The sequence below is a fragment of the Rubripirellula tenax genome, from assembly GCF_007860125.1.
Lineage (GTDB): Bacteria > Planctomycetota > Planctomycetia > Pirellulales > Pirellulaceae > Rubripirellula > Rubripirellula tenax.
The window spans coordinates 422,724-435,949 of the sequence record NZ_SJPW01000005.1; the positions used below are offsets into that span (position 1 = coordinate 422,724).

Sequence of the window (13,226 nt, forward strand, 5' to 3'; positions counted from 1 at the left end):
AAGGTCCCGATTGTCCTTGCCCCCTCCCTACCCTCCTGAATCTCGCGATCCAACGAACCTTTGGATCGTGACCACTTCGGCACCCGCCGAATGTGACCGCCGCTATGACACCCACCCCCGCCCTCACCTCTGACCATGAACCTGTCGGTCTCGACATCGAAGACTACCGGCGGCTAGGGGTGCGTCCCAACGAACTTCGGGTGGTGGTCATTCGCCGTGCGGCATCCCGGTCAACACGATCGTTGGCCCGGCAATTGCTAAACACTCATTCGAGCGACCGATCCGTCCAACTCACGAGAGTTGCAACGTCGGCGTATCGATTGATGGATCCGCGACTACGAACAGATCTGCAGCAACGCGCGCACGTCGGACGAATTCTGCCCGGAGTATTGCGGGAGTCGACGCAAACAAACTTCTTGAACGCATCCGAAGATGGACTCACCTGGCAGAATGCGACCGAGGCTCGACCCAGCGAAGATGAAGAGGATGCAAACGATTGGATGCCGATCTTGGATCTTGGCCCGATCAAGCAACCCGTTGTCCGCAAAGACGCCGACGCTTGGCTCTCGACATTATCGGATGGCGATCTCCTAGAGACATCTTCGAGCACGAGGCGGTTCCAACGCATCCGCCGGCGACTCTTGCCACCATGGCTTTGGTTTGTCGTGGGTGGGCTTATCGTTGGAACCGGATGGGGCATCGCCTCGGTTACGCCTCATTGGAACACCCTAACGTTTCGTTTGGCGAAAACGGATTCGAGTCCCCCCGAGCCCGATCCAAGCCAGGCTATCAGTCGCGTCGACGGGCAAACCAATTCGACCGATTCAACGACGGCAGTCTTGCAAGACCCGTTTGTATCGAACGCTGAGACGGTAACGAAAGCTGAAATATTGCCTCCGCCGATTTCGTCGCTGGCAATCCCGCCGGACAAATCGCAGCGTCCCGAAGCGACCGTCGTCACGTCAATGGTTCCTTCACCCATGGTTGGCGTTTCGTCGAAATCGGCATCGAATCCCGCAAAAAAGGACGTCTCCCCTGTTGCTCGTCCGACGAAAGGCCCGCATGAAGCGGAAAATTCAGTCGAAACGACACCCGGTAATGTTGCGGCCGCAGAAAACATTTTGTCCAAGATCGCGACTGCTCGGGACGGTGTTCTGCGAGACGAAATTTGGAACGAGAGCTTGGCGTTCTGCGAACGCATGTTGGTCGAAGAGTCATTCGATCCCTGCAAGAAGGTGGCCACAAAACTGTCATCGCTTGCGGCGCAGGGCGACAGCGAGAGTCGCCAGAGAGCCGTGTCGGAGATCTTGGAAGCAGCCGAACAGATGACTCGCATGAAAGCGGGGATGACCAAGAAATCGAAACAGAATGAATCGAATTCGGATAACGAGACGGCCGAGTCGATCGCGACGCTGGGACGATATCAATGCTTGATGCTAAGGCAATGGAATGACGATTCATTGTCGCGGCTGTCGCAATCTTCGGACGTACGCTTAGCGTCACTGGCACGTCAAGAATTAGCGATCGATACGGATGCGGAAAGCGACAGCCTTCAAGTCATGGCCGAGCGTTGGCTCAACCATGCGACACGATCGAATGGACGTGCGGCGGAATCCATTCAGTTACATGCGATCGATTTACTGGTCCGTTCCGCCGCGACCAGCGATGGTTTGCAGCGACTAGAGATTGTTCGTAAAATTGACGAACGCGCCGAATCACTGCCCGTCCATCTAAGGCCATCCACGCTGGCGACAAAGCCCTTGAGGAAAACGACGCCCGGCGCGGCTCAAGTTCGCGAAGAAGCCGACGGCGTTGTCGGACTCGAAGCGTCTGGTCTACGCGGCCGTCTTTACGGTGGTCAGCACGACGAAGACCTAGGCGTACAGATCAACTATCAAATGGACGTCGCCATCAAACCGTCCATGTTGAAAACGATCGCTTCTCGTTTAGATGGTCAACCAACGCCGACGTTCATCCGCTTCACTGGCGTGTTGGATTTGGATGACGAAACACGCACCAAGGTGTCGATCGCACCTGGCATCGCATCTCCGATTCAACAGGTATCGATTGACGGCAAACCGATCCAGTTTGATCCCCTCGATTTGGCCAGTGAGCAAACGCTACCCAGAGGTCGTCATCGAATCGAATGGTCGATCGCCGTCGATGGGCTTTCTCGCGACGCCTTTCTAGGCATTCACGATGCCGAATCGGGATCTCGATTACCGATCACCGCAGTCACGGTCGACGATGATTTGGCCAAGCGAACATTCTTGACGGTGGCGATGCTGCGAAACAGCGACGATTGATGCTGTTGTTTCAAGCGAATTGCTGCGCCGCCTGAAGTCAGTTTCGGATTATTCGCCGAACTGCTTTGCACGGCCCTACAATAAGCGGACGTTGAATTGGAACACGCACGTAGGAATCGCTGGTATGAACGCCATCATGGCCCCACCCCACCCAAGCACCCTGGCCGAACTGACTCAAAGCGGTTGGCAAACAAAGACCGTCAAACAAGAAATTCGCGATAACTTCACGCGCATGCTTGCCTCTGGCGAGGAACTGTTCCCCGGCATGATCGGCTATGAAGACACAGTGATTCCTGAGATCAATCTGGCTCTGTTGGCCGGTCACGACATATTGTTTTTGGGTGAAAAGGGCCAAGGCAAAAGTCGTATGATGCGGATGCTGACCCGTTTTTTGGACGAGTGGATCCCCTACATCGACCATCCGGATCTGCCGATCCACGAAGACCCAAGCCTGCCGATCACTTCTTTGGGAAAACGCTTGATCGCGGAACATGATCCGGCGGATATCCGGATCGGGTGGTGGCATCGCGACCAGCGATATGCCGAACGACTGAGCCCCGGGACCAAGTTCGCTGATATCATCGGTGAAATCGATCCAGCAAAGTTGACCGGCGGTGTCAGCATGAGCGCCGAAGAAGCCTTGTCCTTCGGATTGATTCCCCGGATGCACCGGGGCATCTTTGCGATGAACGAACTACCCGAACTAGACGAATTGGTTCAGGTCGGCTTGTTCAATATTTTGGAAGAACGCGACGTCCAGATCCGCGGCTATCCGATTCAGTTTGATATCGACGTGGTGATTTTGTTTTCGGCGAACCCGTCGACTTACAATCGAAGCGGCAAAGTGATCCCGCAGTTGAAGGACCGAATCGGCACGATCGTGCAAACGCACTACCCAGCCGAACGGGATCAGGGTATCGCGATCCTGCAGCAAGAAGTCGGCGAGCAACTCGATGGCGACTATCCGGTCTCGGTGCCCTATTTCATGTACCAGATCGTCGAAGAGATCACCAATCAGGCAAGAAAGAGCAAGTACATCGACCAGGCCTCCGGTGTATCGGCTCGGTTTTCATTGGCCAACTTTCGCACCATCGTGGCGTCAGCTCGGCAACGAGGAATTGTGCACAACGAACGTCCCGCCGTTCCAAGGATCAGCGACTTTGGTCACCTGTACGCCAGTTCTTTGGGCAAGTTAGAACTTGACCTGATGGGCACGCATCAGATGAGCGAGCGGCAAGTACTGGATGCCGTCGTAGCGCAGGCAATTGCCGTGGTCTTCGGGGAATACGTCGAAGAACACGGATTGGGTGAGATTGCCGAAATTTTCCGTGGCGGCGTGCGTATCGAAGTCAGCGACATGTTGCCAAGCAGCGATTATGCAACGCGACTGAAGAGCGTCCCGCCGGCTTGGGACAAAGCATTCGAGGTCAATGCGGGCGAAAGCGAAGCGGTTCGCGCATCCTGTGTCGAATTCGTCTTGGCGGGCTTGTACAGCATGGACAAGATCAGCCGCAGCCAACGACACGGCAAAATTCAGTACGAAGTCTGATTGAATCCCGCGTAGTTCTCTCAACCAGTGTTGGAACATCTTATGAAGTCTCGCGTCGGCGGTATCATTCACGCCTACCAGAAATACGACCCCGGTTCGTTTCCGCCGCCCACGCAGGAACCGCCGGACTTGGTCTCGCCCGCTTTCGAGCAGGCGATGATGTATGGCAATTATCGTGAACTGACCGAAGAAGAACTCGCGCGGGCGATCAAACTGGACCCCAGCCAAATCGCTGGATTAGGGCCGAGCCTGGATATGCTGCGGGCGATGCTGGAGGAACGCAAACGCAAAATCCTTGAAACCTACGAGGCGAAGTCCGTCCAAAAGAAGGCTCGCAAGGCATATTTCAATTCGTCGAAAAACGTGCGTGTTCCTAAGAATCAGGAGAAGGCGTTTCGCCAAGCAATCACGTATGAACAACCCTACATCATCGAACAAATTTGGTATCACGCCGATAGCGACAACAGCGAGCTTGCCCGCAGCCTGATGAACATCAGCGCCCGAATGAGCGACAAGCACAACATCGAGGAACTGGAGTCGAAGTATGACTTCACCGGCAACGAATCGACGTCGATTCCGCAGGCGCTGCAGATCAAGGAAGAACTCGAAAAGATCGATGAACTGTTAAGCCAGTTGGAACAGGCGTCCAAGGATGCCCAGATCGGCATCATCGATATGGAGATGCTGTCCGAGTTCGCCGACAAAGGCGATATGCAGAAGCTAGAAGAGATGCAGCAGCAACTCGAAAATATGATGCGAGAGCAGGCCGAGCGACAGGGTTTGGAGAAGGACCCGGACGGCAAGGGCGGGTTTCGGTTGACGCCCCAAGCGTACAAGATCTTCCAAGGTCGTTTGCTGCAACGAATCTTTAGCGAACTCGCCCCGTCGCGAACAGGTCGCCACGAAGGCGACATTGTCGGCGAAGGTGCCGTCGAACTTCAACAGACCAAGTCGTACGAGTTCGGGGACAGCGTCGCCAATATCGACTTGCCGCAAACGGTCATCAACGCCCTTTTGCGTCAGGGCGATGAGCGCCCGATTCGGTTGCGAAGCGACGACATCGAGGTCCACAAGACGCGGAATCACCCCAAGTGCGCGACCGCCGTGATTATGGATATGAGCGGTTCGATGCGGTACGACGGACAATATGTGAACGTCAAACGCATGGCCTTGGCGCTGCAAGGGTTGATCAACACCGAATACCCAGGCGATTTCTTGCGTTTCATCGAAATGTACACGTTCGCAAAAATGCGAACGCCTGGCGAAATCATCGAACTAATGCCCAAGCCAGTCACGATCCACGATCCGTGGGTGCAACTTCGCGCGGACATGAGCGATCCCGATATCAGCGAGGCCATGGTCCATCCTCACTTCACCAACATCCAGCACTCGTTGCAACTTGCGCGACGGAACCTGGCAAGATGCGACACGCCAAACCGGCAAGTGGTTTTGATTACCGATGGTCTTCCAACGGCGCACTTTGAAGACGAACAACTTTACATGCTGTATCCACCGCACCCACGCACCGAAGAAGCGACGATGCGAGAAGCGGCAATGTGCAGCAAGGAAGGCATCACCATCAATATCTTCTTGATTCCCAGTTGGTCACAAAGCCAAGAAGACGTCCAATTCGCTCAGCGACTTGCTCAAACGACCAAGGGCCGCGTCTTCTTCACCAGCGGCAAAGACTTGGACCGATTCGTTTTGTGGGACTACGTCAAGAATCGACGCGAGATCATTGGTTGAATGAGTCCGGCTTTTCGTTTCCAAGACGATGCTATCGGCCGGTCAATCTTCCACCAACAAGTCGTCTTCTAGCAGATGGCAGTAGGCGTCATAGCGGCGTGCGTCGATGCGGGCGTCCGCGACGGCGTCTTTCACGGCACAATCGTCTTCACTCAAGTGCAAGCAGTTAGGATAGCGGCAAGCGTTGACGTAGGGCCGGATGTCGGGCATCAGACCGGCAACTTCGCCGGCTGAAATATCCCACAACTGAAATTGCCGAATGCCAGGCGTGTCGAAGACCGCACCGCCATTGGCCAGGGGGATCAATTGCGACGTTGTTGTCGTATGGCGTCCCTTATCGTTATCGGTGCTGACCCGCCCGATCGCCAACCCGAGCCCCGGTTGGACAACGTTCAGCAAACTGCTTTTTCCAACACCACTTTGACCCGCCAAAGCGGTTTGTTTGCCGTGCAAGAGTTCCCGAAGATAGTCGACACCAACGCCGGATTCAGCGGACGTCATCAGTACTCGAAAACCCAGTGCCGCGTAGGCGCCGATCAGCGATTGCAACGATGTCGGATCGACCAAGTCGATCTTGTTGATCACGATCACCGGCTCGACGTCACACTGTTTGGCGGTCAACAAGAACCGATCGATCAGGACGGGTTTAAGCCCCGGTTGCGCTGCGCTGGCGATGATCAACAGGTAATCGATGTTAGCAACAATGACGTGTTGTTGGCCGCGGCTAGTTCGACAGATGATGCCGTGCCGCGGTGCGACGCGTTGGATCATGCCGTCCTGAGGCGTTTCGGCGCGAAACCAAACGTAGTCTCCCGCGACGACGGCCGAGCGACCGTCAATGCTGAGCGATTTCAAAACTTGCCGGATGGCGCACTCGTACATGGCACCGTCGTCGGCCATGACTTTGCACTTCAATCCGTGAGCACTGATCACGCGGCCCGAAATCAGGTGCGCCGTGGACTCGGCATCATCGGAATGACTTTCCGTTGCAATCGTCCGTTTGCGGGTCAGATCACCCTTCCCACTGACGCGTTCCCCTTGGGACAGGTCCGCCATTTCCTTACCGCCGGTAAAGTCTCGCGTCAAATCACCTCCCCGCACACGCCCTTGGTGATTCTTGCGGAAGTCCGTTCGGTGTTTCGAGCTTTTCTTTTTCTTAGGCATGGGTGTTGGATACCGCGACATGCTGGGCCGCGGATACCACTTACCTGGGCTTCTAGTTGTTAACCGCCGGACCTGGGGTGTGCTCGGCTGCACTTTCGGGTGTCAACGTCTTGCCCATTCCATCGCTGTCGCGGTTTCGCACCTGGATCGACGGCCCAAGAATCTCGGTCAGTTCGGCTTCGCCGAGTTCTTCGTGCTCCAGCAATGCTCGGGTGATTTTTTCGAGCTCCGCCCGATGTTCCCGTAACAGTTGCTCTGCTTTCTGATCAGCTTCCAACAGGATTCGGGCGACTTCTTCATCGACCAATTCCTGCGTGTGTTCGCTGAACTGACGCGTCTGGTGAATCTCGCGTCCCAAGAACGGATCTTCGTCGCTTGTCTTGTAGCTGACGGGCCCGATTTTGGCACTCATGCCCCAGTGTGTGACCATTCGACGCGCGATGCTGGTCGCCCGTTCGAGGTCATTTTCGGCGCCGACACACGTTTCGTTGTAGATGATCTTCTCGGCCGCACGGCCACCTAGAAACACGATCAATTGATGGTCGAGTTCACGTTTGCTGATACTGAGCCGATCCTCATTGGGGACATACTGGGTCACGCCCAACGCTCGACCACGTGGAATGATCGTCACTTTGTGGACGATATTGGCGCCATCCAAATGCCATGCCGTCAACGTGTGGCCGGCTTCGTGATACGCCGTCTTTTCTTTTTCGCTCTCTTGCAAGACTTCTTCGCGTTTTGCCCCCATCAGGATCTTGTCGCGAGCATTGTCGAAGTCATCCATATCGACGACTTTTTTGTCCTGACGCGCCGCCCAGAGTGCCGCTTCGTTGACCATATTTCGAATATCGGCACCGGTCAGCCCCACCGTTCCGGCCGCCAAGCGATGCAAATCGACGTCATCGGCAAGCGGCACGTCACGCACGTGAACTTTGAAGATTGCCTCGCGACCCTTCATCGTAGGTCGGCCAACGGTGATGTGCCTGTCGAACCGTCCGGGGCGTAAGAGCGCGGGATCCAACACGTCGGGTCGGTTCGTTGCGGCGACGACAATGACGGCTTGATTGCCGCTGAACCCGTCCATCTCACCAAGAATCTGGTTCAGAGTCTGCTCGCGTTCATCATGTCCACCGCCCAGCCCGGCACCACGCTGGCGACCGACCGCATCGATTTCGTCAATGAAGATGATCGCCGGACTGTTTTCTTTGGCTGTTTTGAACAAGTCACGAACGCGGCTGGCACCAACACCGACGAACATTTGAATGAATTCGCTGCCGTTGACGCTGTAGAACGGCACACCCGCTTCGCCAGCGACGGCGCGAGCGAGCAGCGTCTTACCCGTGCCGGGAGGTCCGTTCAGCAGGACTCCCTTGGGGACGCGTCCGCCCAGTTTTTGAAACTTTTCGGGCGTCTTCAAGAAGTCGACGATCTCCTGCAGGTCGGCTTTCACACCATCCAACCCGGCCACATCGTTGAACGTGACCATCTTGTCGCTGGCTTCGAATCGTTTGGCCGGGCTCTTGCTGAAGCCCGACAGAAAGCCACCGCCCATCATGTCGTTTCGCGAACGGCGAAGCATCATGAACAAAAACAGCAACACACCCAACGGCAGCCCCACCATCAAAAGAAAATACAGAATTTGTTCCGTGTTATCTTTCGATAGATAGCTGAAGTCGACCTTTGCCTTTTCCAGCTGGCTTTGCAGATCGACCACCCAGCCGGCATCGGTGGATCGGTTGAAGGCGAACTTTTTTAAGTACTTGTCGGGTTCGCCGTCGTCACCCTTGCGAACTTCTTTTTTGCCTTCGATTTCGACAGGCGGTGCTTCAGGCCGCGTTTTGAACGTGCCGTAAACCTGTTGCTCGCCGATCAAGATGCTCTCGACGTTGTCCCGTTCCAACTCTTTTTGAAAGAAACTTGCCGAAACCAGAGATCGTTCCTCGCCGCGATTGTAGAACAACATCACAACCAAAGCGGCCAAGATCAGTGCGATCAGCAACGAGTTGTTGTTACGTCGGGGCGGTTGATTGTCCCCGCCTTGGGAACCACCGTTGCCTTCGCGACTGGAATTTTTGGGAATCTGGTCGTCTGACTTCTTATCCATTGTCTGCCTTCAGGCCTTACTATCAGTATCTGCGTTGCCGGTCGCTCGGTGGGCCAAAGCCCGGAAATCTCTAAGCCGGATTCGCATCAACGAACCATCGGCCGTTGAATTGTAGTGTTTCGGGTCAAGAGTGACTAACCGACGACTCGCTTCCCGCTATCGCATCTCGGACCCGCCGGGATGCAGCGGCGTCATCGACCCAAGTGAGCTCGACGGTGTGACCCGTTGACGCAGCCGAAACGAGATCGTCCACCAGATCAGCGAGCGAACATCGACGGATCGCCGCGATTTGGTGCGACGTGTACCCGTCTCGAAACAGCCGCCACGTCCAATAGGCGTCCTCGGCCGTCGGCGGGGCACCCGGTTTAGACGAATCGGGCGCCGCGCCCGTCTGGGAGGTCGATTCCGATGATGGCGGCGTATCGTCGCGGACGCCCATGACTTGTTCCGATGGCCGTGTTTCCGATGGAACCCTTTCTGGTTCGCTGGCATCGATCGGGTCGAGCTCGACGCATTCGACATCTTCGTGCGGATCCACACAGCCGAGGATCAATTGAACCAAGTCGTAACCAAATTGCTCGACCGTTGCCGGGCCGACGCCGGTCACATTTTCAAGTTCGGACGCCGTTCGCGGCATCGCCTCAGCTACTCGGTCCAGAGTCGAGTTGGTCAGAATCCGGAAGGCCGGCACACCCAGCGCCGCCGCCGTTTTTCGCCTCCAACGCTTCAGCGTCTCCGCAACTTCATCGACCTGAGCCGAGCGGACCTCGCTGTCAGCCGCTTCCTCACCAGTGGCTTCGTCATCAGCCGTGCGTGAGACAGAGTCGACGACGTCGGTTCCCGGCGATGACGTCTGGACATCACCCGATTCGATCGCTCGAGATGCCTTCGCCAAACGTTTCGCCAGCGGTAAAGGCATCCGAACCGAAGGCGGCAGCGTGACACCGCCCATCATCACTTCGGTGCCTTCGGCCGTCATTTGAATGGTCGGTCGCCGCTCGTCGACTTCTTTTTGTTCTACGAACCCCGCTTCGGCCAACGCATCCAACACGCTGACGATTTCCGACTGTTTCAGTTCGGACAACAACCCATACGTGCTCAATCGATTCAGTTTCCACTGCTGCAGCTTTTTGTTTTTCGATCCACACAACATCTGGGCAACCATCGTTTTTCCGAATCGCCCGTGCATCCGAGTCACGCCACTTAGCACCACACGAATACCGCGAAGTAGCGCCACCGGATCGACGCCTTTCATCTCGACCGAAACCGACACATCGGATGCTCGTCCGACGGTTCCGTCGACCGGCGCACATCGGTCACACGTACCGCAATTATCGGCTTCGGTTTCGCCAAAGTAGTTTAGGATCACGCGTTGTCGGCAGCCCGCCGTTCGCGCGAAACGAATCACCGATTCAAGCTTTTCGGTCTCGGCGGCCTTTCGCTGTGCCAGTTCGTCGAAGTCAATTTGCAGATCTTCGAAACGCTGATCTCGATCGGTAAAGTGAATGGCGCGGCCGCGAAACGGCGGGACATAGTCAAACGCTTTCAATCGCCGCAATTCTCGCAGCGTTCGGACGAGTGCATCTTTTTTGACGCCCGCCATTTCGACCAATCTCGCCGGCTTTACAAAAACGTCTTCGTGCCGGCGCCGGCCGACGATTTTTTCGATCGCCAACATCACTTTACGTCGCGTCCGGGCTTCCTTGGGAAGAAAGTCCAGCATCGACGGCGCGTCGCTATCGATCCGCAGCATCGCGTAATTCGCGTTCGAATCGAGACGGCGCAATACGCCCGCTTTGGCAAGCAACGTTTCCGCGGTGCCGATTGCTTCGCTGCCATCTTTGACTTTGATGCCGTCACGCACTTGATCCAGAGTCAGTTCGATCGGATCCTCGTCGCGTGAAAGCAAGTACTCGTAGACCTTCTTGACCGTTTCCTTCGATGGATAACGGTTGTCAATAAAGAACTCTTGGATATAGCGATCGCTGTAGCTGAACATCAATTGGCAATCGCTTTTGCCGCCGTCACGCCCTGCCCTACCCGCCTCTTGATAATACGCTTCCAGGCTTCCCGGCATGTTGTAGTGAACGACGAAACGAATGTCCGACTTGTCGATTCCCATCCCGAACGCATTGGTGGCAACGATTGCCGACAACTTGCCCGACATGAAATCGTCTTGCACCCGCCGACGCTGAATCGGATCGAGCCCAGCGTGGTAAACACCGATCGGCCGTCTCGCTTTTTCAGGCAACCACTCCGCCAATTCTTCGCAACGCTTCCGCGTCGCCGCGTAGATGATCCCGGAACCACTTTGCGATTGCAAATACGAGAGCAATGTGTCGTTCTTTTCCTGATCCGTCTTTGCGTGCGAAACGCCGAAGCGAAGATTCGTACGCGCGAACCCGGTCACGAACGTGCAAGGATCTTTCAACCCCAGCGACTCAATCACGTCGTCACGAACCACCGGCGTTGCCGTCGCCGTCAGCGCAATCGTTTGGACGTTGTTCAAATATCGCTGGCGAAATCGTCCCAATCGCGAATAGTCGGGACGAAAATCGTGGCCCCACTCGCTGACACAGTGGGCTTCGTCGACGGCAAGCAACGCAACGTTGGCGGACTGGCAAGCCTCCAAAAACCGACTATTGCGAAGCCGTTCCGGAGCGACGTAAACCAGGTCCAACTTTCCCGATGCCATCTCGTTCATGACGTCGGACTGCTCGGTCGCCGACAACGTGCTGTTGATCAACTTGGCCGCGATTCCCAAACCCTGAAGCGTGTCCACTTGGTCTTTCATCAACGCAATCAGCGGCGAAACGACAATCGTGGTGCCTTTTCGGGCGAGACTCGGAAGCTGATAGCAAAGGCTCTTGCCGCCGCCGGTCGGCATCACGCACATCACATCGCGGCCCGACGCGATCGCATCGACCACGTCTCGTTGTCCGGGACGGAATTCCGTCAAGCCGAAGCGACTGAGCAGCGTGGTCGGATCGGGTGTGTCAGCCATGACGATCGTTTTCAGGACGAGAAGAAAGCGTACAATTGGTTCGTGCTTCAGTCCTATCAGTATAGGGTCCGCGCACATCCCGTCGTAGTCCGCCAACCCCCGGAGATAGACCGATGGAAAACGAAGGATCGTACATTTGCGATAGTTGCGGCGAAGAAATCGTGATTCCGTTGGATCCGGTCGAAGGCCGATCGCAAGAATACGTCGAAGACTGTCCCGTTTGCTGCAACCCCAGCGTCATCCACGTCGATTGGGTCGACGACGAACCTCGAGTCTGGGCCGAAGCGGAACAGGATTTGAACTGAGTTTCAGATTCAAGACGCTCGTGTCGAATCGGCGACGCTATGATTCGAGTTGTTTTAGAACTTGGCCAACGATCTTCTGGATCTTTTCCGTCGTCGTTGTTTGATCGGCACAGATCCCGACGGCGTCTTGAACCATGACATCGATTTTGCGTTGGTCCTCGTCGATCGCTTCGCGTTGAACGGAGGTGATCGAGACTCGCCCAGGCCCCAAGTCCCAACCGCGTGATCGTGCGCCGGCGCGAAATCCTTCCGGGAATTCACCAAGCCCAAGCATGATGTCGAACAGCGGCAACAGTTGGTATTGCAACTGCATCGCGACGTCGATGTTGCCAGCCTGAACGTTACGGTGGATCGCGCGCGTCAATTCCGGCACAACGCCGCTGGTGGCGTTGGTTCCACCGTCGCACCCGGCAAGCAACATCGGCACCAAAGCGACGTCCCATCCGGTCAGGAATGAAAAGTCGCTTCGCATCGGGCGTATCGCTGAAATCATTCGCATCATGCTGGGCAAATCACCCGTGCTGTCTTTGATGCCCACGATCCGTGGACAATCCGATGCCAATCGAATGACCGTTGCGACATCAATCGGCGAAGCAAACATGGGAATATTGTAAACCGTCACGTCGATGGAAACGTGGTTGGCAATTTCACGAAAGTACGCGTAAACGCCTTCGCTGGAAAGTCGATAGTAGAACGGCGAAACGATCGCGACAGCGCGAGCCCCCATGGCGCCGTATGCTTCGCAGGCTTCGATCGTTTCACGTGCGTTGGCCTCCGCGGCACCCACCAAAACCGGCACGCGTCCGGCCGCTTGAGTGATGACGATTTCGGCGATGCGTCGACGTTCGGTCGCGGTGAAACGAACGAATTCGCCGGTGCTGCCGTTGGGATACAGACCGTCAACGCCGTGGTCGATCAACCAATCGACGTAACCACAAAGAGTGTCTTCATCGATGCGCCCAGACGAATCGACGGGCGTGATATTGGGAGTCAAAATCCCACTGATTCGTTCAGACATTCTTTATCTATTGAATTCGATTGGTCGATA

8 protein-coding genes are annotated in these 13,226 nt (G+C 55.9%); 4 read left to right on the plus strand and 4 right to left on the minus strand.

The window, feature by feature from the left end; all coding sequences use genetic code 11:
* Positions 1 to 104 precede the first annotated feature (104 nt).
* The 3 genes from Poly51_RS19960 (at position 105) to Poly51_RS19970 (ending at position 5,601) form a co-directional block, all read left to right on the plus strand.
* Positions 105 to 2,306, plus strand: coding sequence for a hypothetical protein (locus tag Poly51_RS19960; RefSeq protein WP_146459542.1), 2,202 nt, complete (start codon positions 105 to 107; stop codon positions 2,304 to 2,306).
* A 124-nt stretch (positions 2,307 to 2,430) separates the two neighbouring features.
* Positions 2,431 to 3,855, plus strand: coding sequence for a magnesium chelatase (locus tag Poly51_RS19965; RefSeq protein ID WP_146459543.1), 1,425 nt, complete (start codon positions 2,431 to 2,433; stop codon positions 3,853 to 3,855).
* A 42-nt stretch (positions 3,856 to 3,897) separates the two neighbouring features.
* Positions 3,898 to 5,601 (plus strand): hypothetical protein, encoded by a 1,704-nt coding sequence (locus tag Poly51_RS19970; protein ID WP_146459544.1) that lies wholly within the window; start codon positions 3,898 to 3,900, stop codon positions 5,599 to 5,601.
* A gap of 42 nt (positions 5,602 to 5,643) precedes the next feature.
* On the opposite strand, the gene rsgA is transcribed toward Poly51_RS19970, so the two are convergent.
* The 3 genes from rsgA to Poly51_RS19985 all read right to left on the minus strand — a co-directional run bounded on the left by rsgA (position 5,644) and on the right by Poly51_RS19985 (position 11,873).
* The gene (gene rsgA, locus Poly51_RS19975) at positions 5,644 to 6,765 is read right to left on the minus strand and encodes a ribosome small subunit-dependent GTPase A (protein ID WP_146459545.1); all 1,122 of its coding nucleotides are present in this window, start codon (positions 6,763 to 6,765) and stop codon (positions 5,644 to 5,646) included.
* 52 nt (positions 6,766 to 6,817) lie between these two features.
* The gene (gene ftsH, locus Poly51_RS19980) at positions 6,818 to 8,869 is read right to left on the minus strand and encodes an ATP-dependent zinc metalloprotease FtsH (RefSeq protein ID WP_146459546.1); all 2,052 of its coding nucleotides are present in this window, start codon (positions 8,867 to 8,869) and stop codon (positions 6,818 to 6,820) included.
* Positions 8,870 to 8,993: 124 nt separating this feature from the next.
* Positions 8,994 to 11,873: a RecQ family ATP-dependent DNA helicase gene (locus Poly51_RS19985; protein WP_246114632.1), complete on the minus strand. Its 2,880-nt coding sequence runs from the start codon at positions 11,871 to 11,873 to the stop codon at positions 8,994 to 8,996.
* Positions 11,874 to 11,986: 113 nt separating this feature from the next.
* Here Poly51_RS19985 and Poly51_RS19990 point away from each other — a divergent pair, with 113 nt between their 5' ends.
* Positions 11,987 to 12,178, plus strand: a complete 192-nt coding sequence (locus Poly51_RS19990) for a CPXCG motif-containing cysteine-rich protein (protein ID WP_146459548.1) — start codon at positions 11,987 to 11,989, stop codon at positions 12,176 to 12,178.
* Between the two features lie 37 nt (positions 12,179 to 12,215).
* Here Poly51_RS19990 and Poly51_RS19995 read toward each other — a convergent pair whose 3' ends face one another.
* On the minus strand, positions 12,216 to 13,196 hold the full coding sequence (locus Poly51_RS19995) for a dihydrodipicolinate synthase family protein (RefSeq protein ID WP_146459549.1): 981 nt from the start codon (positions 13,194 to 13,196) through the stop codon (positions 12,216 to 12,218).
* Between the last annotated feature and the right edge of the window lie 30 nt (positions 13,197 to 13,226).

Coding starts and splice junctions, on each gene's coding strand:
- Poly51_RS19960 (WP_146459542.1), top strand. CDS start 105: ATGACACCCACCCCCGCCCTCACCTCTGACCATGAACCTGTCGGTCTC.
- Poly51_RS19965 (WP_146459543.1), top strand. CDS start 2,431: ATGAACGCCATCATGGCCCCACCCCACCCAAGCACCCTGGCCGAACTG.
- Poly51_RS19970 (WP_146459544.1), top strand. CDS start 3,898: ATGAAGTCTCGCGTCGGCGGTATCATTCACGCCTACCAGAAATACGAC.
- rsgA (WP_146459545.1), bottom strand. CDS start 6,765: ATGCCTAAGAAAAAGAAAAGCTCGAAACACCGAACGGACTTCCGCAAG.
- ftsH (WP_146459546.1), bottom strand. CDS start 8,869: ATGGATAAGAAGTCAGACGACCAGATTCCCAAAAATTCCAGTCGCGAA.
- Poly51_RS19985 (WP_246114632.1), bottom strand. CDS start 11,873: ATGGCTGACACACCCGATCCGACCACGCTGCTCAGTCGCTTCGGCTTG.
- Poly51_RS19990 (WP_146459548.1), top strand. CDS start 11,987: ATGGAAAACGAAGGATCGTACATTTGCGATAGTTGCGGCGAAGAAATC.
- Poly51_RS19995 (WP_146459549.1), bottom strand. CDS start 13,196: ATGTCTGAACGAATCAGTGGGATTTTGACTCCCAATATCACGCCCGTC.